This window comes from Streptomyces sp. NBC_01433 (genome assembly GCF_026340105.1).
Taxonomy (GTDB): Bacteria; Actinomycetota; Actinomycetes; order Streptomycetales; family Streptomycetaceae; genus Streptomyces.
This window is the reverse complement of sequence record NZ_JAPEPM010000001.1, coordinates 2,982,328-3,002,739: the sequence shown is the minus strand read 5'-3', so window position 1 is coordinate 3,002,739 and position 20,412 is coordinate 2,982,328. Positions and strand designations below refer to the sequence as shown.

Annotated in this window: 21 protein-coding genes; 11 read left to right on the top strand and 10 right to left on the bottom strand. The window is 71.4% G+C overall.

All coding sequences use genetic code 11. The annotated features are described in order from the left end of the window. Positions 1-3 precede the first annotated feature (3 nt). Positions 4-939: a Rossmann-like and DUF2520 domain-containing protein gene (locus tag OG413_RS13540; RefSeq protein WP_266805437.1), complete on the bottom strand. Its 936-nt coding sequence runs from the start codon at positions 937-939 to the stop codon at positions 4-6. 166 nt (positions 940-1,105) lie between these two features. On the opposite strand from OG413_RS13540, the gene OG413_RS13535 reads away from it, so the two are divergent. Beyond that, positions 1,106-2,260, top strand: a complete 1,155-nt coding sequence (locus OG413_RS13535) for a low specificity L-threonine aldolase (RefSeq protein WP_266805435.1) — start codon at positions 1,106-1,108, stop codon at positions 2,258-2,260. A gap of 126 nt (positions 2,261-2,386) precedes the next feature. On the opposite strand, the gene OG413_RS13530 is transcribed toward OG413_RS13535, so the two are convergent. Continuing rightward, the gene (locus OG413_RS13530; protein ID WP_266805433.1) at positions 2,387-2,551 is read right to left on the bottom strand and encodes a hypothetical protein; all 165 of its coding nucleotides are present in this window, start codon (positions 2,549-2,551) and stop codon (positions 2,387-2,389) included. Positions 2,552-2,654: 103 nt separating this feature from the next. On the opposite strand from OG413_RS13530, the gene OG413_RS13525 reads away from it, so the two are divergent. Continuing rightward, positions 2,655-3,767 (top strand): DUF5937 family protein, encoded by a 1,113-nt coding sequence (locus tag OG413_RS13525; protein WP_266805432.1) that lies wholly within the window; start codon positions 2,655-2,657, stop codon positions 3,765-3,767. 72 nt (positions 3,768-3,839) lie between these two features. Here OG413_RS13525 and OG413_RS13520 read toward each other — a convergent pair whose 3' ends face one another. Further along, positions 3,840-4,514, bottom strand: coding sequence for a response regulator transcription factor (locus tag OG413_RS13520; protein WP_266805430.1), 675 nt, complete (start codon positions 4,512-4,514; stop codon positions 3,840-3,842). A gap of 152 nt (positions 4,515-4,666) precedes the next feature. Continuing rightward, positions 4,667-5,869 carry a sensor histidine kinase gene (locus OG413_RS13515; RefSeq protein WP_266805429.1) on the bottom strand — a complete coding sequence of 401 codons (1,203 nt, stop codon included), beginning with the start codon at positions 5,867-5,869 and terminating at the stop codon, positions 4,667-4,669. A 96-nt stretch (positions 5,870-5,965) separates the two neighbouring features. On the opposite strand from OG413_RS13515, the gene OG413_RS13510 reads away from it, so the two are divergent. Both OG413_RS13510 and OG413_RS13505 read left to right on the top strand, forming a co-directional pair. Next, positions 5,966-6,967, top strand: a complete 1,002-nt coding sequence (locus OG413_RS13510; RefSeq protein WP_266805427.1) for an SAM-dependent methyltransferase — start codon at positions 5,966-5,968, stop codon at positions 6,965-6,967. Beyond that, positions 6,964-8,106, top strand: coding sequence for an NADH-quinone oxidoreductase subunit D (locus OG413_RS13505; RefSeq protein ID WP_266805425.1), 1,143 nt, complete (start codon positions 6,964-6,966; stop codon positions 8,104-8,106). The genes OG413_RS13510 and OG413_RS13505 overlap by 4 nt, the downstream gene beginning before the upstream one ends. A 135-nt stretch (positions 8,107-8,241) precedes the next feature. Here the strand turns inward: OG413_RS13505 and OG413_RS13500 are convergent, their stop codons facing one another. The 4 genes from OG413_RS13500 to OG413_RS13485 all read right to left on the bottom strand — a co-directional run bounded on the left by OG413_RS13500 (position 8,242) and on the right by OG413_RS13485 (position 12,013). Next, positions 8,242-9,288, bottom strand: a complete 1,047-nt coding sequence (locus tag OG413_RS13500) for a hypothetical protein (protein ID WP_266805423.1) — start codon at positions 9,286-9,288, stop codon at positions 8,242-8,244. Positions 9,289-9,485: 197 nt separating this feature from the next. Next, positions 9,486-10,457, bottom strand: a complete 972-nt coding sequence (locus tag OG413_RS13495; RefSeq protein WP_266805421.1) for an ABC transporter substrate-binding protein — start codon at positions 10,455-10,457, stop codon at positions 9,486-9,488. A gap of 65 nt (positions 10,458-10,522) precedes the next feature. Next, positions 10,523-11,197 carry an ABC transporter permease gene (locus tag OG413_RS13490; RefSeq protein WP_266805419.1) on the bottom strand — a complete coding sequence of 225 codons (675 nt, stop codon included), beginning with the start codon at positions 11,195-11,197 and terminating at the stop codon, positions 10,523-10,525. Positions 11,198-11,200: 3 nt separating this feature from the next. After that, complete coding sequence (locus OG413_RS13485) at positions 11,201-12,013, bottom strand: ABC transporter permease (protein ID WP_266805418.1); 813 nt, start codon at positions 12,011-12,013, stop codon at positions 11,201-11,203. Between the two features lie 141 nt (positions 12,014-12,154). Here OG413_RS13485 and OG413_RS13480 point away from each other — a divergent pair, with 141 nt between their 5' ends. Beyond that, positions 12,155-13,360, top strand: coding sequence for an ABC transporter ATP-binding protein (locus OG413_RS13480; protein ID WP_266805416.1), 1,206 nt, complete (start codon positions 12,155-12,157; stop codon positions 13,358-13,360). 98 nt (positions 13,361-13,458) lie between these two features. Here OG413_RS13480 and OG413_RS13475 read toward each other — a convergent pair whose 3' ends face one another. Then, a complete protein-coding gene (locus OG413_RS13475; RefSeq protein WP_266805414.1) occupies positions 13,459-14,580 on the bottom strand; it encodes an esterase family protein in 1,122 nt (373 codons plus the stop codon). A 143-nt stretch (positions 14,581-14,723) separates the two neighbouring features. Here OG413_RS13475 and OG413_RS13470 point away from each other — a divergent pair, with 143 nt between their 5' ends. From OG413_RS13470 to OG413_RS13445, 6 genes are all read left to right on the top strand, one after another. Beyond that, complete coding sequence (locus OG413_RS13470) at positions 14,724-16,553, top strand: phosphatidylglycerol lysyltransferase domain-containing protein (RefSeq protein ID WP_266805412.1); 1,830 nt, start codon at positions 14,724-14,726, stop codon at positions 16,551-16,553. 93 nt (positions 16,554-16,646) lie between these two features. Further along, positions 16,647-17,444: a dihydropteroate synthase gene (folP, locus tag OG413_RS13465; RefSeq protein ID WP_266810119.1), complete on the top strand. Its 798-nt coding sequence runs from the start codon at positions 16,647-16,649 to the stop codon at positions 17,442-17,444. Next, entirely contained in the window at positions 17,441-17,914 is a 474-nt protein-coding gene (locus tag OG413_RS13460; protein ID WP_266805411.1) for a nuclear transport factor 2 family protein, read from the top strand. Before folP ends, OG413_RS13460 begins: the two co-directional genes overlap by 4 nt. Before the next feature lie 191 nt (positions 17,915-18,105). Beyond that, positions 18,106-18,465, top strand: coding sequence for a dihydroneopterin aldolase (gene folB, locus OG413_RS13455; protein ID WP_010063731.1), 360 nt, complete (start codon positions 18,106-18,108; stop codon positions 18,463-18,465). Next, on the top strand, positions 18,462-19,073 hold the full coding sequence (gene folK / locus OG413_RS13450; RefSeq protein ID WP_266805408.1) for a 2-amino-4-hydroxy-6-hydroxymethyldihydropteridine diphosphokinase: 612 nt from the start codon (positions 18,462-18,464) through the stop codon (positions 19,071-19,073). Before folB ends, folK begins: the two co-directional genes overlap by 4 nt. 72 nt (positions 19,074-19,145) lie before the next feature. After that, complete coding sequence (locus OG413_RS13445) at positions 19,146-19,628, top strand: DUF3180 domain-containing protein (protein ID WP_266805407.1); 483 nt, start codon at positions 19,146-19,148, stop codon at positions 19,626-19,628. Positions 19,629-19,691: 63 nt separating this feature from the next. Here the strand turns inward: OG413_RS13445 and folE are convergent, their stop codons facing one another. After that, a complete protein-coding gene (gene folE / locus OG413_RS13440) occupies positions 19,692-20,297 on the bottom strand; it encodes a GTP cyclohydrolase I FolE (RefSeq protein WP_266805405.1) in 606 nt (201 codons plus the stop codon). Between the last annotated feature and the right edge of the window lie 115 nt (positions 20,298-20,412).

Here is a 20,412-nt window from a genome sequence, read left to right as displayed (position 1 = left end):
CGGTCATTGGACCTCCCCCGGTCCGCTTTCGCCGTCGGCCAGGACGTCGAGCAGGTCCGCGGCCAGCTCCGGCTTGAGCAGACCGTGGGCGAGCGCCCGGTCGGCCGTGGCGCGGGCCATCGCGAGATAGCCGGCCACCGTCTGCGGGGCGTGCTTGCGCAGCTCGCCGACATGGGCGGCGACCGTGCCCGCGTCGCCACGGGCCACGGGTCCGGTCAGCGCCGCGTCGCCGGAGCGCAGGGCGTTGTCCAGCGCCGCGCCGAGGAGCGGGCCGAGCATCCGGTCGGGCGCCGTGACCCCGGCCTTGGCCAGCAGCTCCATGGCCTGCGCGACCAGGGTGACCAGGTGGTTCGCCCCGAGGGCGAGGGCCGCGTGATAGAGCGGGCGGGCCTCCTCGGCGATCCACTCCGGCTCGCCGCCCATCTCGATGACCAGGGCCTCGGCCGCCAGTCTCAGCTCCTCGGGGGCGGTGACCCCGAAGGAGCAGCCGGCCAGCCGCTGGACGTCGACGGAGCTGCCGGTGAACGTCATCGCCGGGTGCAGGGCGAGCGGCAGCGCACCGGCCCGCCGGGCGGGGTCCAGGACCTTGGCCCCGTACCGCCCCGACGTGTGGACGATGAGCTGTCCCGGCCGTACGGCACCGGTCTCGGCAAGGCCCTCGACCAGGCCGGGCAGGGCGTCGTCGGGGACGGTCAGCAGCACCAGCTCGGCGCGCGCGAGGACCTCGGCGGGCGGCACCAGCGGTACGTCGGGGAGCAGCGTCGCCGCACGGCGCACCGACGCGTCGGAGACGCCGGACACCGCCACCGGGCGGTGTCCGGCGAGCTGGAGCGCGGCGGCGAGGGCGGGACCGACCCGGCCCGCGCCGACGACACCGACGGTGAGGCGGGCGGGGCGGTCCCTCGCGTCGAGGGGTTCCTTCGAAGCTGTCGTATTCACGCGGCGATGGCCTTCCGTTCCAGTCCGCGGGGGGTACCGGACGATTTCTCTGCATGCTACGCCAGCGTTTCGGGAGACCCCCCGGCTGTCCACAGCCTGTGGGTAACTCTGCGGCCCGAGCGGAAACCGGCTGGGCGATGTCAGTGGTCCAGGCGATGATCGTCCCATGGCAGTCACCGATGAGCAGGAGCAGCGGCAGCGCAGACTGACCGCTTGGCAGCGATCCCACCGGGTCCTGGCGCGGGCTTCGGCGGAGGGCACGCTCGGCGGACGGCTGGCCGCGCTGGTGGCCGACGCGGGAGCCGTCCACGACCTGGACGAGTGGACTGACGTCTACGGGGACGGGGTCGTCGCCGAGGTCGAAAGGCGGGTCGCGGCGCTCCTCGGCATGGAGGACGCGGCGTTCTTCCCGACCGGGACGATGGCCCAGCAGGTCGCGCTGCGCTGCTGGGCGGGGCGTACGGGCAACGCGACGGTGGCGCTGCATCCGCTCTCCCATCCGGAGATGCACGAGCGGGGTGCGCTCGCGGTGGTGAGCGGGCTGCGCACGGTGCATCCGACGTCCGCACCCCGGCTCCCCACGGCGGACGAGATCCGTGACTTCCCCGAGCCGTTCGGCACGCTGATGCTGGAGCTGCCACTGCGGGACGCCGGTTTCGTCCTGCCCACCTGGGAGGAGCTGGAGGCCGTCGTGGCCGCCGCGCGCGAGCGGGACGCGGTCGTGCATCTGGACGGGGCGCGGCTCTGGGAGTGCGGCCCGCACTTCGGGCGGGAGCTGTCGGAGATCGCGGGGCTCGCGGACAGCGTGTACGTCTCGTTCTACAAGTCGCTCAACGGGCTGTCCGGGGCGGTGCTGGCCGGTCCGGAGACGCTGGTCGAGGAGGCGCGCACGTGGCGCCATCGGTACGGGGGCCAGGTCTTCCAGCAGTATCCGGCGGCGCTGTCCGCGCTGCTGGGCCTGGAGCGGGAGCTGCCGAGGCTGCCGGAGTACGTGGCGCAGGCGAAGGTGGTGGCCGGGGCGCTGGCGGAGGGCTTCGCGGCCTTTGGGGTGCCGTGGTTCCGGGTGCGTCCGGAGCCGCCGCACACGCACCAGTTCGTGGTCTGGCTGCCGTACGGCGCCGAGGCGCTGAACGAGGCGTCGGTGCGGCAGGCGGAGGAGACGGGGGTGACCCTGTTCCGGAAGTGGTTCGAGGGGGCTGCGGGGGCGGGGTTGCCGCCGGGGGTGTCGTTCACCGAGGTGACGGTGGGGGCCGAGGGGCTGGAGTGGACCGCGGGGGATGTCCGGGAGGCGGTGGGGGAGTTCGTGGCGCGGTTGGGGTAGTGGGGTAGGCAGGGGGCGCGGTACTCACTCACGGATGCGGGGCTCAGCGAGTGAGGGCTCCGCGAGTAGGGCTCACGGCTGCTCGGCTCAGCGAGCAGGGGCTCCGCGAGTGCGGCTGACTCAGGGTTACGGGTGGTGGTGGTCGTCGGCGCGGAGGGTGTGGCGGGAGCGCCAGTGGTCGCGGAGGGTGCGCAGTACGTCCCAGTCGTGGCGTCCCGGCAGCGGGGGCGGGATCTCGCCCAGCCGGGCCGCGCGGTAGGTGTCGAGCATCTGCTGCTGAATGGCGTCCATGCCCTCAGACTGCGCGGATCCGGGCCGTGCGGCCCGCCGATTGACGACCGCCGTCAAGTGGCGCCCGGCCCCGTTCGCGTAGCCGCACTATGGAGGGGTGAGCGTGAACATCGACATCGCGGGCCTGCCCCCGGAACGCATCGTTTTCGAGACCTCGCCCCTCGCCGAGCTGGGGCTGGCTCTGCATGCGCTCTCCGAGCCCGGTCACCACCCGGGGCTGCACGGCTGGGCGACCGCGACCGCCGCCGGGCTGGAACCGGACCTCGCCGACCGGATGCTGGAGGCGGAGTTCCTCTGGCGCACCACGTTCTCCGACATCTTCATGCCGTTCGCCGGTGTCCGCGGCGGCGACGGCAGGACCGGGGCGAGCCTCGCCGAGGACCTGGACATCCTCGACCGGCTGGACGACGAGCGGTTCGTCTCCGCCGCGCTGGAGTTCACCTGCGCCGGTCTGTACGGGATCGGGGCGCCGTCCCCGCTCGCGAACGCGGCCATGCGGGCCCGCGCCCTGGACCTGGCGGCCGCCCGCGGCCCGCAGCAGGTGGAGTTCACGCAGCGGCTGCTGGCCGACCCCGTCACCGTACGGAGCTGGATACGGCGTCTCTTCGAGGACTGCGACCAGGCGTTCTTCTCGGACACCTGGCGGCGGGTGCGGGTCCAGCTGGTCGCCGACGCCCGGTACAAGACGGAACTGCTGCGGCGCAAGGGACTCGGGGAAGCGCTGGGAGCGGTCTCCGCCGCACTGTCGCTGAACGAGGACGCGAGCCGGATCAGCGTCGACAAGCTGACCGAGGGCCGGACCAACGCCGCCGACCCCGCGGTCGGCCCCGGCCTCACCCTGATCCCCAGCAGCTTCGGCTGGCCGCACCTGATGGTGCTGCACGCCCCGGGCTGGCGGCCGGTGATCCACTACCCGGTACACCTTCCCGAACTGCCCTCCCCCGCCTCCGTCGAGCTGCTCCAGCTCCGGATGGAGGCGCTGGCCCACCCCATGCGGATGCGGCTGTGCCGCAACCTCGCCCGTTCCCCGTACACCACCGGCGAACTCGCCGACTCGCACGGCATCACGCCCCCCGAGGTCTCCCGCCATCTGTCACTGCTCAAGAAGGCCGGTCTCGTGACGACCCGGCGGCGCGGCCGCTATGTGCTGCATCAGCTGGACCTGACCGTCGTCGCCCGGCTCGGCAGCGACTTCCTGGAGGGCGTGCTGCGGTAGCGCGGTACAGCGCCTCAAAAGCCGGGAGGAGTGAAGGCCGGAGGGGTGGAGCCGGACTGTGGCGGCCGGTGCTCAGCCCGCGCCGCCGCCCGCCCGGACCAGCCCGGTCTCGTACGCGAGGACGACGACCTGAACCCGGTCGCGCAGGTTCAGCTTGGTGAGGATGCGGCCGACGTGCGTCTTCACGGTCGCCTCCGAGAGCACGAGCCGCGCCGCGATCTCCCCGTTCGACAGGCCCTGGGCGACCAGCAGCATCACTTCGCGCTCGCGCTCGGTGAGCTTCTCGATGTGCTTGTGCTGCGGCTCCTTGCCGCTGCTCGGCAGCATCGGCGCGAACCGGTCGAGGAGCCTGCGCGTGGTCGACGGGGCAACAACGGCGTCTCCGCTGTGCACGGAACGGATCGCGGCCAGCAGCTCGCCCGGCGGCACGTCCTTGAGCATGAACCCGCTGGCGCCCGCCTTCAGCCCCGAGAAGGCATACTCGTCCAGGTCGAACGTGGTCAGGATGAGCACCTTGGGCGGGTCCTGCTGGGCGCAGATGCGACGGGTCGCCTCGACACCGTCCAGCCTCGGCATCCGGACGTCCATCAGCACCACGTCGACGGCCGCGGAGCGCAGGACCTCGACCGCCTCGGCACCGTCACCGGCCTCGGCCACGACCTCCATGTCCGGCTGGGCGGCGAGCACCATCCGGAAGCCGGTGCGCAGCAGCACCTGGTCGTCGACGAGCATCACGCGGATGGCCATGAGGGTCCTTGTCTTGCGATCGAGGTTCAGCGGTCGGTGGGCGGGCGAAACAGGCGGGCGGGCTGGACGGGCGAAACGGACTGGCTGGACGGACGGGCGGGCGGGCGGAACGGGCAGGCAGGCTGGACGCGCGGGCGAAGGCGCCCGGCCTTTCAGCTGGCGGGCTTGAGCGGCAGCAGCGCGCTGATCCGGAAGCCGCCGCCCGGCCGCGGCCCCGCGTCCAGCGTGCCTCCGACCATGCCGACCCGCTCCCGCATACCGATCATCCCGTGCCCGGCACCGTCGGCGCCGCCGTCCTCGTACAGTTCGTGCGCGGCGCCCCGGCCGTCGTCCTCCACCAGCAGCCCGAGCCCGTCGTCGAAGTAGACCAGCCGCACGCTGGCGCCGGCATCCGGACCGCCGTGCTTGCGCGTGTTGGTGAGGGCCTCCTGCACGATGCGGTACGCGGTCAGCTCCACCCCGCTCGGCAGGGGGCGCGGGGTGCCCTCGATCTTGAAGTCCACGGCCAGGCCGGTCTGCCTGACCTGCTCGATCAGGTCCTCGATCTGCTCGACGTCGGGCTGCGGCACGTACTCGCCGCTCTCCCGGGTGTCCCCCGTACGCAGCACCCCGAGCAGCCGGCGCATCTCGGCGAGCGCCTGGCGGCCGGTGCTGGAGATGGTCTCCAACGCCTGCCGGGCCTGGTCGGGTGCGGCGTCCATGACATAGGCGGCGCCATCGGCCTGCACCACCATCACGGAGACGTTGTGCGCGACGACGTCGTGCAGCTCACGGGCGATCCGGGCCCGTTCGGCGGCGACGGCGACCTTGGACTGGGCTTCGCGCTCCCGCTCCAGCCGCGCGGCGCGCTCCTCCAGCTGATCGAAGTAGGCCCGCCGGGTCCGCATCGAGTCGCCGAGCACCCAGGCGAGCACGAACGGCACCGTCATGATGATCGCGACGACGACCGACTGGACCCAGGTGTTCGTGTTCCCCTCCGGCCAGCGCAGCTGCGCCAGACCGGCCGCGCCCAGGCTGCAGACCAGGGCGAGCCTGGACGCCCAGCGCTCCCCGACCGTGGCCACGGTGAAGATGATCACGAGCATGGCGAAGTTCGCGAGGCTCGGCCGGATGCCGAGGACCAGCTGCACGACGCCCACCAGGATGCTGAGGAGCAGCATCTTCTCGGGTGCGCGGCGGCGCAGGGCGACGACGGTGCACAGGCCCATCGCGACCGGAACGAGCAGCACGCGCTCCCGGGCGGAACCGAAGTTGTCCACGACGATCGACACGCCGGAGATCCCGAGGAGGAAGACCGCCCAGAAGCAGTCGACGCCCGTCGGGTGTCTGCGGATGAAAGCGTAGAAGCGCTGCACGTAACCCAGCGTAGGGACAGCCGACCCGTGCCCGGGTCAACCGGAGGACCGATCCAGGTCCGGGGACCGTACTCCCCAAGGTGGAGACTTGCCAACGTGACGGATGAGTGGCGTGGGTGGCGGGAAGCGGCAGAGACCGCTTTGTACGGAGACGGGGGCTTCTACCGGAGCCCGGAAGGACCGGCGGGCCATTTCCGCACCTCGGTGCACGCCTCACCGCTGTTCGCCACCGCTGTCGCCCGGCTGCTGACCGGAACCGCGCGTGAGCTGGGGACGGACACCGTCGACCTGGTGGACATGGGCGCGGGCCGGGGCGAGCTGGTGACCGGGGTGCTGGCCGCCGTCCCGGACGGTCTGACGGTACGGGCGTACGCCGTGGAGGTCGCCGCGCGCCCTCCGGGCCTCGATCCCCGGATCGAGTGGTGCGCCGAGCCGCCGCGGGGAACCACCGGGGTGCTGTTCGCCAACGAGTGGCTGGACAACGTGCCCACGGAGATCGCGGAGGCGGACGGGGACGGGATCGCCCGGTACGTCCTCGTCCGGTCCTCGGACGGTACGGAGCGACTGGGCGATCCCGTGACCGGCGAGGACGCGCGCTGGCTGCGACGCTGGTGGCCGCTGTCCGGGCCGGGCGACCGGGCGGAGATCGGCCGGCCCCGCGACGAGGCGTGGGCGCGCGCGGTGGGGTCGCTGTCCGGCGGTCTCGCGGTGGCGGTGGACTACGCGCATGTACGGGGGGCCCGGCCGCCGTACGGGACCCTGACCGGTTTCCGGGCGGGGCGGGAGGTCAGGCCGGTGCCGGACGGTTCCTGCGATCTCACCTCGCATGTGGCGCTGGACGCGTGTGCGGCGGCGGTGGAGGTGGCCCAGGGCGCCGTACCGCCGGAGCTGACGGATCAGCGGGCGGCCCTGCGCGAGCTGGGCATCGGCGGGGAACGGCCGCCCCTGGCGATGGCCTCGACCGATCCGGCCGGTTACGTCCGGGCGCTGTCGGCGGCGGGCGAGGCGGCTGAGCTGACCGCGCGGGGCGGTCTGGGCGACTTCGGATGGCTGACGCACCGGGTGGTGCCACCGGTCAGGGAATACTGTCCCGCATGACGGAGACGACAGTCGGCATCGGCGGCGCGGCGGAGAGCACCGACATGGTGCTCAACATCGGGCCGCAGCACCCTTCCACCCACGGCGTGCTCCGTCTGCGGCTCGTCCTGGACGGTGAACGGATCCAGCACGCGGAGCCGGTCATCGGCTATATGCACCGCGGCGCGGAGAAACTCTTCGAGGCCCGCGACTACCGGCAGATCGTGATGCTCGCCAACCGCCATGACTGGCTGTCGGCGTTCTCGAACGAGCTGGGCGTCGTCATGGCCGTCGAGCGCATGCTCGGCATGGAGGTCCCCGAGCGCGCCGTCTGGACCCGCACGCTCCTCGCCGAACTGAACCGGGTCCTCAACCACTTGATGTTCCTCGGCTCGTACCCCCTCGAACTGGGCGGGATCACCCCGGTCTTCTACGCGTTCCGGGAGCGCGAGGAGCTCCAGGCGGTGATGGAGGAGGTCTCCGGCGGCCGGATGCACTACATGTTCAACCGGGTCGGCGGCCTCAAGGAGGACCTTCCCGCGGGCTGGCTCGGCCGGGCCCGGGACGCGGTCGCCTCGGTCCGGTCCCGGATGGGCGTGTACGACGACCTGGTCCTCGGCAACGAGATCTTCCGGGGCCGTACCCGCGATGTGGGCGTCCTGTCGGCCGGGGCGGTGCACGCCTACGGGGTGTCGGGGCCGATCGCCCGCGCCTCCGGGGTCGACTTCGACCTGCGGCGCGACGAGCCGTATCTCGCGTACGGGGATCTCCAGGACACCCTGAAGGTCGTCACCCGTACCGAGGGCGACTGCCTGGCCCGCTTCGAGTGCCTGCTGGAGCAGACGACCAACTCGCTGGACCTGGCGGACGCCTGCCTGGACCGGATGGACGACCTGGCACCCGGGCCGATCAACCAGCGGCTGCCCAAGGTGCTGAAGGCCCCGGAGGGCCACACCTACGCCTGGACCGAGAACCCGCTCGGTGTCAACGGCTACTACCTGGTGTCCAAGGGCGAGAAGACCCCGTACCGGCTGAAACTGCGTTCCGCCTCGTTCAACAACATCCAGGCGCTCACGGAACTGCTGCCGGGCACGCTGGTCGCCGACATGGTGGCGATCCTGGGCTCGCTCTTCTTCGTCGTCGGGGACATCGACAAGTAGTCCGGCGCACCAACCGCGCAGGCGCCCGGCGCACCAACCCGCCGGGCCGACGGCGCAGGCCGCACGGTGGGCCGACCGCGCAGGCCGCGGGCCGCCCGGTGAGCGGCCCCGCCCCTCGTCGGGTGGGTGGCCCCGCTACGAAATGGCGGTGCGCAGTTCCGCCAGGTCCAGCTGCTCGGTCTCGTCGTGCGCGGTGAGGTCGATGACCTTGCCCACGGCACGGTTCTCGGCGGCGCCCGTGCGATGGGCGGCCAGCGCCTCCTCGCCCACCACGTCCGCGAGGTCCTCGTTCTGCACGGCCTCGATCGCGGCGCCGGCCTTCTGCGTACCGAAGAAGTCGAAGCTTCCCTGCGGGACCAGATGGCGGCGCGCGGCGGCGTACGGAACGACGGCCGAGGCCGCCGGTACGGTGCGCGGCACATGGACCGGCGCGGTGGACGACGCCGGGGCGAGCTGGGGGGCGGGCGGGGCGGCCGACGGACGGCGGTGCTGATGGTGGTGGTCACCCGCGCCGGTGGCCGCCGCGTGCTTCCCCTGCGGGCCCTCCGCCTCCGTGTTCCGCGCCTTCGCCCGCTCCTCGATATCGCGCCGCCCGGCCTGCTCGGCGGTGCGGCGGGTCCTCTGGAGCTCGGCGTTGCGCGTGAGGTCCGCGAGCGCCTGGGCGGCACGCAGATACGCGGCCGGGGTCGGCGTGGACCGGGCGGCGGGCAGCTCCCGGGGGGCGGCGGCCGCTTCGATCGCGAGCTGCCGACGGCCCTCCAGCGCGCTGGCCCGCTCGGTCTCCGCGTTCGCGTACCGGCGCAGCAGCGCGGCGTGCTCCCCGCGCAGTCCGGCGAGCTCCACGCGCTTGCGGCGCAGCTTCGCCTCCAGCCGGGTGCGCAGTTCGCGCGACTCCTCCAGGTCCTGCTCCAGCTCGGCTATCCGCTCCTCGGCGCGCCACTCGTCACCGGCGCGGGCGCGCGTCAGCTCGGCGACCCGCAGCCCGGCGGCCCGGTCCCAGCTGCGCATCAGATACGCACCGGTGACGGCGGTGGCCGCCACGGCGGCGACCAGCCCGCGCAGGACGAGGGGTTCGGCCAGCAGCCAGGCGCCGGCGGCACCGACGACCGACACTCCGGCGACCACGGAGGGGGGCAGGATTCTGTGAAGGGGCGGCGAATGGCGGTGGCGTCCACGTGGCATGGCCTGAAATTTACCGTGTGTGCGGGCGCCTTGGGGGGCCACCCGGCAATCTGTTCCCCGCCGGTGACCCAGCGACCCCGGAAAGGGCTTCCCTCCGGTGTCGACGGAAGTCCGAAAAGGTCGGCGGAAGCCCGAAAAGCACTCTCCGGGCGCCCGATTCCGGTTCAATCGGGCGCCCCTTCGTTCCGCGTACCGCCCTACTTCTTGATCAAACCTTTGGACTGCAGATAGTCCTTGGCCGCATCGGCGGGCTTGGCACGCTCGGCGTCGATCTTGCGGTTCAGTTCCGCGAGATCTTCCGTGGTGAGCGTGTCGGTGAGCTTCCCGAGCGCGTCGGCGATGTCCTGTGCGCCCGCGTCCTTGGCATTGAGCACCGGAAGTACGTTGTCGGCGTTCTGGAGCTTCTTGTCGTCGTCCAGGAACACCAGCCCGTCCAGCACCGCGTCCGTGGTGGTCGTCAGGACCAACTGGTCCTTGCCGTCCTTGACCGCCTGCTTGGACTGCGGGGTGCCGACGCCCTTGGGGTCGATACCGGTGACGTCAATGCCGTACGTCTTCTTGAGACCCGGTGCGCAGAAGGGCCGCACCGCGCACTCGTCGCCCGCCGCGATCTTCACCTTGAGCTTCGACTTACCAAGATCGGAAAGGGTCTTGAGGTTGTTCTTCTCGGCGAATTCCTTGGACACCGCGAAGGCGTTCTGGTCGACGGCGGCGCCGACCGGGAGCACCTTCAGACCGAGCGGAGTGGCGAGCTTCTCCAGGGCGGCGACCGTGGCCGTGGCATCCCCGGAGGCGACCGGCTTCTTCTCGGCCTGCGCGGCCCCGTTCACCTTGGCGTTGAGGAATTCGGCGATCGTGGCGGCGTATTCCGGGACGACGTCGATCTCGCCCTTCTCCAGCGAGGGCTCGTACAGCTCGCGGTTCTTCACCGTGGTGATAGAGGTGCTGTAACCGGCGTCGGCCAGGATCTGCGCGTACAGCTCGGCGAGCACCTTGGACTCGGTGAACGAGGCGGAGCCCACGACGAGCGAGCCCTTCTTGCCCGAGCCGGCCGACGCGCCGGAGCCGCCCTTCTCCTTCTCCAGGCTGTCGCCGCCGCAGGCCGCGAGCGACCCGGCCAGCGCCACCATGCCGATGACCGCACCCGCTATGCGCGAGGTCCTGCTCATGTTGTTCTCCGTCCGAACGAAATGGGGTGACAAACCATCAAGAAAAGGTCGCGTACGGCACGCGGTCATACGGCCCTGCGGCGGCGCTGCGGCGACAGCAGCCGGTCCAGCGCCACCAGCACCCCCTCCACCAGCAGAGCCAGCAGGGCGACCAGCACCGCACCGGCGAAGACCTGCGCGGTGTCGTACGTGTTGAATCCGGCGGTGATGATCCGGCCCAGGCCACCGAGGCCGACCATCGCGGCGATCGAGGCGGTGGCCACGACCTGGACCGCGGCGGACCGCAGCCCGGTCATGATCATCGGGTAGGCCAGCGGGAGCTCGACCCGCAGGAAGAGCTGCCCGCCGGACATCCCCATGCCGCGCGCGGCCTCCACCACCGACCGGTCCACCTCCGTCATCCCGACGTAGGCGTTCGTCAGCAGCGGGGGCACGGCGAACAGCACCAGGGCGATGATCGTGGGCAGATAGCCGGAGTTGCGCAGGGGCGTGACCATGAAGAGGGCCAGCACCGCGAAGACGGGGATCGCCCGGCCCACGTTGGAGATGTTGACCGCGAGCGCACCCCCCTTGCCGATGTGCCCCAGATACAGGGCGAGCGGCAGGGCGATGGCACAGGCCACCGCGAGCGCCACCCCGCTGACATAGAGATGCTCGGAAAGCCGGTGCGCGGCCCCGTTCTCCCCCGACCAGTTGGCCCCGGTGACGAGCCAGGTCCAGGCCCCCTCGATGACTCCCACGGGTCAGCCCGCCTCCACCTTCGCGACGACGGGCGATCCCGGCGCACCCGCCGGGCCGCCGGCCATTCCACCCTGTCCCGCCGTACCCGCCGACCCCGCCGTACCCGCCGACCCTGCCGATCCCGCCTGTCCCGCCGCACCCGTCGTCGGGCGTATGCGGGTCCAGGGCGTCAGCAGTCGCTGGAGCCCGAGCAGCAGCAGATCCGCCGCCACCGCGAGCAGTACGCAGAGCACCGAGGCGGTCAGCACCTGGGCCTTGAAGAAGCTCGGCAGCGCGTCCTCGATGAGATTGCCGAGCCCTCCCTTGCCGACGAGTGAGCCGACGGTCGTCAGCGCGACCGTCGACACCGTGGCTATGCGCAGGCCCGCCATCAACGCGGGCAGCGCGAGCGGCAGTTCCACTTCCCAGAGCAGCCGGGCGGGGCCGTACCCCATGCCCTTGGCGGCTTCCTTCGCCTCCTGCGGCACCGCTTCGAGCCCCGCCAGGATGTTCCGTACGAGGATGGTCAGCGAATAGAGCACCAGGCCGGTGACGACCAGCGCCGCGGAGAGTCCGAACAGCGGCAGCAGCAGGGAGAACATCGCCAACGACGGCACGGTGTAGAGCACGGTCGTCAGCCCCAGCACCGGCCCCGCGAAATGCCGTCCGCGGCGTGCGAGCAGCGCCAGCGGAAAGGCGACCGCGAGCCCGATCAGCACCGAAACCGCGGTGATCCAGATGTGCTGCACGGTGGCGTCGGTCAACTCCTGACTGCGGGAGCGCAGATACTCCCCGCAGATCCAGTCGTTCGCCACCAGGCAGTTCTCTCCGGCCATCCGTCCCCCACCTCCAGCTTTCCGTCGTGATGCCGCCCCGAACTGATGTCTGGCGAGCCTATCCTCGACCACTGACAATCGCCGAGGCTGTCGCATTCCGGCAACATGTCCTTCACAGAACGCCCGTCACAATGGGGAATCATGATCCGTTTCGAGCACGTCACCAAGCGGTACGCGGACGGCACCACCGCCGTCGACGACCTTTCCTTCGAGGTCGGCGAGGGCGAACTGGTCACGCTCGTCGGACCTTCCGGCTGCGGCAAGACGACCACCATGAAGATGGTGAACCGGCTGATCGAACCGACCGAGGGGAGGATATTCCTCGACGGGGACGACATATCCGCCATCGACCCCGTCCAGCTCAGGCGCCGGATCGGCTATGTGATCCAGCAGGTCGGCCTCTTCCCGCACAAGACGGTCCTGGAGAACACCGCGACCGTCCCCCATCTCCTCGGCTGGAATCGCGGAAAGGGGCGCGAGCGCGCCGCCGAACTCCTCGACCTGGTCGGACTTGATCCTTCCGTTTATGGCGGACGCTATCCGGAGCAGCTCTCCGGTGGTCAGCGCCAACGCGTCGGGGTGGCCCGCGCATTGGCCGCCGATCCCCCGGTCCTGCTGATGGACGAACCTTTCGGGGCGGTCGACCCGGTCGTCCGTGAACGGCTGCAGAACGAATTCCTGAAACTCCAGGCCCAGGTCCGTAAAACCGTGCTGTTCGTCACGCACGACATCGAGGAGGCCGTCCGGCTCGGCGACCGTATCGCCGTCTACGGACAGGGCCGCATCGAGCAGTTCGACTCCCCCGCCACCGTGCTCGGCGCCCCCGCGACCCCGTACGTCGCGGACTTCGTCGGCGCCGACCGGGGGCTGAAGCGGCTCTCGGTGACGCCGATCGAGGAGAGCGACCTCGACCAGCCGCCCGTCGTCCACCTCGACGACCCGCTCGCGACGGCGACCGAACGGCTCCGGTCCGAGGGGGCGCGCTGGGCGGTCGTCCTGGACGGCCGGGACAACCTGCACGGCTGGATCTCCGCCACCAGCGCCGCGTCGGCCACCGCCGGGGGCACGGTCCGCGAGCACGCCCGCCGCATGGAGGCGTGGCTCCCGCTCGGCGCCCCGCTCAAGCAGGCGTTCGCCACGATGCTCCAGCACGACGCGGGCTGGATCGCGGTCATCGACAAGGAGAGCGCCGGCCGCTTCCTCGGCGTCCTCACCCCGGCCCGGCTGCACGAGGCCCTGCGCCGCTCGATCGACGCGGACGCCCAGGACGTACCGCGTGCGGAGGTCGCCGTGGAGACCGTGGCGACGGTGGAGACGACGGGAGCACCGGGCGCCAAGGCGGGCTGACCCGGACAGGCAGCCGCGGCGGGGCGACCGGACGAGCGGCCGCACAGTGGCGGCCGCGGGGACCACCAGGGCGACCGACGGCCGCGGCGCCGCCCGCGTCAGTTCTCGCTGAGCCTGCCGCTCATCCAGTCCAGGGCCGCCGGGATCTCCCGCCGCCACGTGGTGAAGTTGTGCCCGCCGCTGTCGAGCACGATCGACGACACCCGGGCGGGAGCCTTCACCCGCTTGATGAACTCCTTGGTCGCCTTGAGGTTCCCCTCGCCCTGCCGGGACGTCGTGACCAGGAAGGACCCGCCGGGCGGCGGCCGGTTCTCCAGGGTCCACAGCAGGTCGGCACGCTTGCGCGCCGCCTCGTCGCCGTGGAACAGGTCGCCCGTCGTCGGGTCCTCGGCCGCCCGGTAGTACGCGGAGAGTCCCGCGCTCACCGTGAACCGGTCCGGGTGGTGCAGCCCGATCTTCAGCGCGCAGTAGCCGCCGGTCGAGTTGCCGATGATGCCCCAGTTACGGGCCCGGTTCCCGACCCGGTACGACTCCGAGATCGTCTGCGGCAGGTCCTTCGCGAAGAACGTCTCCGTCTGCGGGCCCTTGGGGATGTCCACGCACTCGGTGTCCCTCGGCGGTGCCACCGTCGGCCGCAGCATCACCAGGATCATCGGCTGGGCCTTGCCCGCCTTCACCCGTTCGAGGGCCGTCTGTGGATAGCGCAGCCCCTTGAACAGGTTCTCGGCCGTGCCCGGGTAGCCCGTGAGCACGACGACGGCCGGGAAGCTCCGCCGGGCGTAGGCGGCCTGGAAGTACTCCGGTGGCAGATACACGTACGCCGAGCTCTCGATGCCCGAGAGCTGCCCGGAGACGACGACCTTGTCGATCTGTCCGCCTCTGGCGGGCCGCGAGCCACCGGGCCCGTCCGGCCGCTGGGTGCCCACCCGGACCATGTTCGCGGACCCCGCCGCGCCGTCCGCGTGCTCGCTGACCACGCCCAGGTCCTGCTGCTGCCCGAAGAGGTCGGCCCAGGAGCCGTAGAAGAGGAACGAGTTGTTGGCCGCCAGGCCGACCGAGGCGAACACCATCACCTGGGTAGCCAGCAGCAGTCCGACCCGGCCCGAGACCGCGCGGACGCCGTGCCGCGCCAGCCGCGGCCACAGCCAGATCGTGGCGGCGAACAGCACGACGGCCAGTGATGCCGCCAGCGCCAGAACTGCGTTACTGGTGAGACCCATGAGTGAAGTAGAGCTTTCTGTGCATGAATTTTCCGGAATGTGGGGGAACCTACTCCCCGGAAGCCTCGTCCTAGAGGGCGCACATCGTCCGTAGGGGCTTCGGCCGACGGACCTAAGAATCTCTCGCGGAGCCACGGGAAGCGATGTCTGTCACGATAGATGGGGATAAAACAGGGTCGGTTCCGCATCGCGTACGTCAGTTCGTACGCGGGCCGCGCCCCGAATCCGTACCGGCCCTGGTCGGCGGTGCCTGCGCCGTCGTCGGTCTGATCGACGTCGCCGCAGGGGTCTTCCCGCGCTTCCGGCACAGCCGGATGCACACCGTCGCCGAGGTGCTCCCCGGCGCGCTCGGCCCCTTCGCCGCAGCGCTCTCGCTGAGCGCGGGCATGCTGCTGCTCCTGCTCGCGCACGGGCTGAAGCGGCACAAGCGGCGGGCCTGGCGAGCCGCCGTGGTGCTGCTTCCGGCGGGGGCCGCGGCCCAGTTCGCGTACCGGCACTCGATCGTCGGCGTCCTCGTCTCCCTGACGCTGTGTTACCTGCTGGTGCGCCACCGGAGTGAATTCCGGGCTCTCCCCGACCCTCGGAGCCGTTGGAGGGCACTGGCCAACTTCGTCCTGCTCGGCGCCGGTTCCCTCGCGCTCGGTCTGGTCATCGTCAGCGTCCACCCCGGGCGGGTCGTCGGGAACCCGTCCATCGCCGACCGCCTCCAGCACGTGATGTACGGACTGTTCGGCTTCGAGGGGCCCGTCGACTACGCCGGACGGACCTCCTGGACCGTGGCGTACTCGCTCGGCGCCCTCGGCCTGCTGACCGCCGTCACCACCGTGTACTTCGCCTTCCGCCCCGAACATCCTGCCGCCCGCCTCACCGAGGACGACGAGGCCCGGCTGCGGGCGCTGCTGGAGCGGCACGGCGGCCGTGACTCGCTCGGCCACTTCGCGCTCCGCCGCGACAAGGCCGTCGTCTTCTCCCCCAGCGGCAAGGCGGCCGTCTGCTACCGGGTCGTGTCCGGGGTGATGCTGGCCAGCGGCGACCCGATCGGCGACGTGGAGGCGTGGCCCGGCGCCATCGAACGCTTCATGGACGAGGCGAAGGCGCACTCCTGGACCCCGGCGGTGATGGGCTGCAGCGAGACCGGCGGCGAGGTCTGGACCCGTGAGACTGGTCTCCTGGCCCTGGAACTGGGCGACGAGGCGGTGGTGGACGTCGCGGATTTCTCCCTGGCCGGGCGGGCGATGCGGAACGTGCGCCAAATGGTCAAGCGCATCGAACGTAACGGCTACGAGACCCGGGTCCGGCGCGTACGCGACATCGGCGACACCGAACTGGAACGCATTCGGGCGGCCGCCGCCGACTGGCGCGGCACCGACACCGAACGCGGCTTCTCCATGGCGCTCGGCCGGATCGGCGACCCCAGCGACGGCGACTGCGTCATCGCGACCGCCCACCTGGCCGGCGCCGGCCCCGAGAACTCCCCGTACGGGGACCTGAAGGCAGTCCTCCACTTCGTGCCCTGGGGGCGCGACGGGATGTCCCTGGAACTGATGCGGCGCGACCGCTCCGCCGACCCCGGCATGAACGAGCTGCTGATCGTCGCCTCCCTCCAGGCCGCCCCGAAGCTCGGTGTCGCCCGTGTGTCACTGAACTTCGCCATGTTCCGCTCGGCGCTCGCGCGGGGTGAACGACTGGGCGCGGGGCCGGTGCTGCGCTGCTGGCGCGGGCTCCTGATCTTCCTTTCGCGCTGGTTCCAGATCGAGTCGCTGTACAAGTTCAACGCCAAGTTCCGGCCGCGCTGGGAGCCCCGCTTCGTGGTTTTCCGCACCAGCCGTGACCTGCCCCGCATCGGCTTCGCGGCGATGCAGGCGGAGGGCTTCGTGAACCTCTCGCTCCCCCGGCCGTTCCCGGCCCGCCGCCCCCGCCCGTGCGGCCATCCGCCCCAGCGTGGCCAGGAGCACGGGGTACGTGCGGCGTAGCGGGCCGCCGCACGGGCCTACGCTGGTCGTATGAGTACGTTGCGCGGACGGGGCACGGTGCGAGACCTGCCGGACTGGGACCGATGTGCGGTCATGGGAGTCGTCAATGTGACGCCCGATTCCTTCTCCGACGGGGGCCGCTGGTTCGACACCGGGGCCGCGATCAAGCACGGCCTCGATCTGGTGGCCGAGGGCGCGGACCTGGTCGACGTCGGCGGTGAGTCGACCCGGCCCGGTGCCAGCCGGGTGGACGCGTCGGAGGAGCTGCGGCGCGTCGTCCCCGTCGTGCGGGCCCTGGCGGCCGAGGGCGTCACCGTCTCCGTGGACACGATGCGGGCCCGCGTCGCCGAACAGGCCGTCGCCGCCGGGGCGTCCCTCGTCAACGACGTGAGCGGCGGCCTCGCCGACCCCGACATGATCCCGGTCGTCGCCGCCGCCGATGTGCCGTTCGTCGTCATGCACTGGCGCGGCTTCAGCGAGTCCATGAACAGCCGGGCGGTGTACGAGGACGTCGTCGCCGAAGTCGTCGCCGAACTGCGCGAGCGCATGGACGCCGTGACGGCGGGCGGCGTGGACCCGGAACGCCTGGTGATCGACCCCGGCCTCGGCTTCGCCAAGAACGCCTCCCACGACCTCTCGCTCGTCGCGCACCTCTCCGACCTGCGCGTCCTCGGCCGCCCCCTGCTGGTGGCCGCCTCCCGCAAGCGGTTCCTCGGCCATGTCCTGGCCGGGCCGGGCTCCGCACCACCACCCGCCCGCGAGCGCGACGCGGCCACCGCCGCGATCTCCGCACTCTCCGCACAGGCGGGTGCCTGGGCGGTCCGGGTCCACGAAGTGCGGGCCACCGCCGACGCCGTGCGGGTCGCCCGCGCCGTGGAAGGAGCCGCGTGAACGACGACCGCGCACAGGCCGCCGAGGACATCGCTGAGGTCGAACAGGCCAATACGGCGTTCTACGAAGCGTTGGAACGCGGCGACTTCGAGGAGCTCTCCGGCCTCTGGCTGCCGGGCGAGGACCTCACCGTCTCCTGCGTGCACCCGGGCTGGCCGGTCCTGACGGGCCGCGGCGAGGTGCTCCGCAGCTACGCGCTGATCATGGCGAACACCGAGTACATCCAGTTCTTCCTGACCGACGTCTCGGTCGCCATGACCGGTGACACCGCAGTGGTCACCTGTACCGAGAACATCCTCAGCGGCGGCCCGGCCGAGGACGGCAACGCCCTGGGCCCGCTCGTGGGGCAGCTCGTCGTCGCCACCAACGTGTTCCGCCGCACCCCCGACGGCTGGAAGCTCTGGTCCCACCACGGCTCCCCCGTGCTCACCGAAAACGATGACGAAGAGGACGAGGAAACGCCGTCCTGAGCGGGTACCCGCCCATGAGGGGTTGGGTTCCGGAACCACGGGGTAGGGGCGGCTACCAGCCCCGTGAGGTCCTGTCCATAGCCCCCACGGGCGAGCACTGTCGGTGCTCGCAGGTAGATTCGAAGCAAGTCGTCCCGCCGCCCGCACGCGGCAGGGTGCCTTGCCGACCAACGACAGCAGGAGTGATTCGCGTGGATCGTGTCGCGCTGCGCGGCCTCAAGGCCCGTGGGCACCATGGCGTCTTCCCCCGGGAACGGGAAGAGGGCCAGACCTTCATCGTGGATCTGGTGCTCGGCCTCGACACCCGCCCCGCGGCGGCCGCCGACGACCTGGCGCGCACCGTGCACTACGGCGTGGTCGCGGAGGAGGTCGTCGACGTCGTCACGGGCGAACCGGTCGATCTGATCGAGACACTGGCCGAGCGCATCGCCCAGCAGTGCCTCAAGCACGAAGGCGTCCAGGAGGTCGAGGTCGTCGTGCACAAGCCGGACGCCCCGATCACCGTCCCCTTCGACGACGTGACCATCACCATCACCCGGAGCCGAGCATGACCGCATTTTCCGCCGAGGGGCAGAGCGACCCGACCGTACAGCCGGTTCCCGCCGCGGTGGTCGAGCAGGTGGACGCCGCGGACATCACCCTCTCCAACCCCAAGCGTGCCGTGCTCTCGCTCGGCTCGAATCTGGGCAACCGCCTGGAGACCCTCCAGGGCGCCATCGACGCGCTGGAGGACACCCCCGGCCTGCGGGTCAAAGCGGTCTCCCCGGTCTACGAGACGGAGCCCTGGGGCGTCGAGCCCGGCTCCCAGCCCTCGTACTTCAACGCGGTGATCGTCGTGAAGACGACCCTGCCCCCGTCCTCCCTGCTGGAGCGCGGCCAGGCCATCGAGGAGGCGTTCGACCGGGTCCGCGACGAGCGCTGGGCGCCGCGCACGATCGACGTCGACATCGTGGCGTACGCCGATGTGGTCTCCGACGACCCGCTGCTCACCCTCCCCCACCCCCGCGCCCACGAGCGGGCCTTCGTGCTCGCCCCGTGGCACGACGTGGACCCCGAGGCCCAGCTGCCGGGCGCCGGTGCGATCGCCGACCTGCTGGCCGGTGTCGGACGCGAGGGCGTACTGCCCCGGACCGATCTGGAACTCCGGCTGCCCGAGTAGTCGTTAGGCTCGAAGGACACCGGGCCGGCACGGGCGGTCCGGTCATCAGGACGGCGAAGGGCGGCTCACGCGGTGAAGGAACTACGGCTCGGGGTACTGGCGGGCCTCTTCGCCGCCGCCGGAGTGCTCTCCTGGGGCGCGGCCAGGCTCTGGGACTCCCTGGACAGCCTGCCGAGCGTCCCGCTGGCCGCCCCCATCGTGCTCGCGGTGATCGCGGTCGTCCTGCTCGCCACGGCGCTCTCCATCCGTGCCCGGCTGCGCGCCCAGCGGGAGCGCCGTCCGGGGGCGAAGGGCGTCGAGCCGCTGATGGCGGCCCGCTCGGTCGTCTTCGGCCAGGCGAGCGCCCTCGTGGCCGCCCTGGTCGCCGGGATGTACGGCGGCACGGGCGTCTTCCTGCTCGGCTTCCTCGACATCCCGCCCCGCCGCGACCAGGCCATCTACGCGGGCCTCTCGGTCGTGGCCGGCATCGCGGTCATCGCGGCCGCCCTGTTCCTGGAGCGCGTCTGCAAGCTCCCGGAGGACCACGACGACGACAAGAGCACGGCAGCCGCGTAAGCGGTCTGCCGTGCCCGTCCGTGGCTTTCCCGGCGCCGTATCCCTGTGTCGTCCGCCCCGGCGTCAGCGCGCCATGATGAGGCTCATCGCCTCCGCGCGCGTCGCGGGGGCGCGGAGCTGGCCGCGTACCGCCGAGGTGATCGTCTTCGCACCGGGCTTGCGGATGCCCCGCATCGACATGCACATGTGCTCGCACTCGATGACGACGATGACGCCGCGCGGCTCCAGTATCTGCATCAGCGAGTCGGCGACCTGTGTGGTGAGCCGCTCCTGGACCTGCGGGCGGCGGGCATAGACGTCGACCAGCCGGGCCAGCTTCGACAGACCGGTGATCTTTCCGGTGGCCGCGGGAATGTAGCCGACGTGCGCGACGCCCCGGAACGGCACCAGGTGGTGCTCGCAGGTGCTGAACACCTCGATGTCCTTGACGAGCACCATCTCGTCGTGACCCAGGTCGAACGTGGTCGTCAGGACATCCTCGGGCTCCTGGTACAGGCCCGCGAATATCTCCTTGTACGCCCGTGCCACGCGCCCCGGCGTCTCCCGCAGGCCCTCGCGGTCCGGGTTCTCGCCGACCGCGATGAGAAGTTCGCGCACCGCCGCCTCGGCCCGCTTCTCGTCGAACTCGCCGATCGGACCCTCGCCGTCCAACGTCACCGGGTCGGTCATCTGTGCCTCGTTCCTCTGTGCTGTCACAAGCGCGGGCTGCGCGCAGAACTCGCAGGCATACGGAAAAGCCGCGCCCCCCATAGGCTAAAACCTGGGGGGCGCGGCATCCATTCCG

Bases quoted from the DNA above. Each gene is read 5' to 3' on its own strand.
- OG413_RS13535 (WP_266805435.1), top strand. From the start codon at position 1,106: ATGGCAGTCACCGATGAGCAGGAGCAGCGGCAGCGCAGACTGACCGCT.
- OG413_RS13530 (WP_266805433.1), bottom strand. From the start codon at position 2,551: ATGGACGCCATTCAGCAGCAGATGCTCGACACCTACCGCGCGGCCCGG.
- OG413_RS13520 (WP_266805430.1), bottom strand. From the start codon at position 4,514: ATGGCCATCCGCGTGATGCTCGTCGACGACCAGGTGCTGCTGCGCACC.
- OG413_RS13505 (WP_266805425.1), top strand. From the start codon at position 6,964: ATGACGGAGACGACAGTCGGCATCGGCGGCGCGGCGGAGAGCACCGAC.
- OG413_RS13500 (WP_266805423.1), bottom strand. From the start codon at position 9,288: ATGCCACGTGGACGCCACCGCCATTCGCCGCCCCTTCACAGAATCCTG.
- OG413_RS13495 (WP_266805421.1), bottom strand. From the start codon at position 10,457: ATGAGCAGGACCTCGCGCATAGCGGGTGCGGTCATCGGCATGGTGGCG.
- OG413_RS13485 (WP_266805418.1), bottom strand. From the start codon at position 12,013: ATGGCCGGAGAGAACTGCCTGGTGGCGAACGACTGGATCTGCGGGGAG.
- OG413_RS13480 (WP_266805416.1), top strand. From the start codon at position 12,155: ATGATCCGTTTCGAGCACGTCACCAAGCGGTACGCGGACGGCACCACC.
- OG413_RS13475 (WP_266805414.1), bottom strand. From the start codon at position 14,580: ATGGGTCTCACCAGTAACGCAGTTCTGGCGCTGGCGGCATCACTGGCC.
- OG413_RS13470 (WP_266805412.1), top strand. From the start codon at position 14,724: ATGTCTGTCACGATAGATGGGGATAAAACAGGGTCGGTTCCGCATCGC.
- folP (WP_266810119.1), top strand. From the start codon at position 16,647: ATGGGAGTCGTCAATGTGACGCCCGATTCCTTCTCCGACGGGGGCCGC.
- folK (WP_266805408.1), top strand. From the start codon at position 18,462: ATGACCGCATTTTCCGCCGAGGGGCAGAGCGACCCGACCGTACAGCCG.
- folE (WP_266805405.1), bottom strand. From the start codon at position 20,297: ATGACCGACCCGGTGACGTTGGACGGCGAGGGTCCGATCGGCGAGTTC.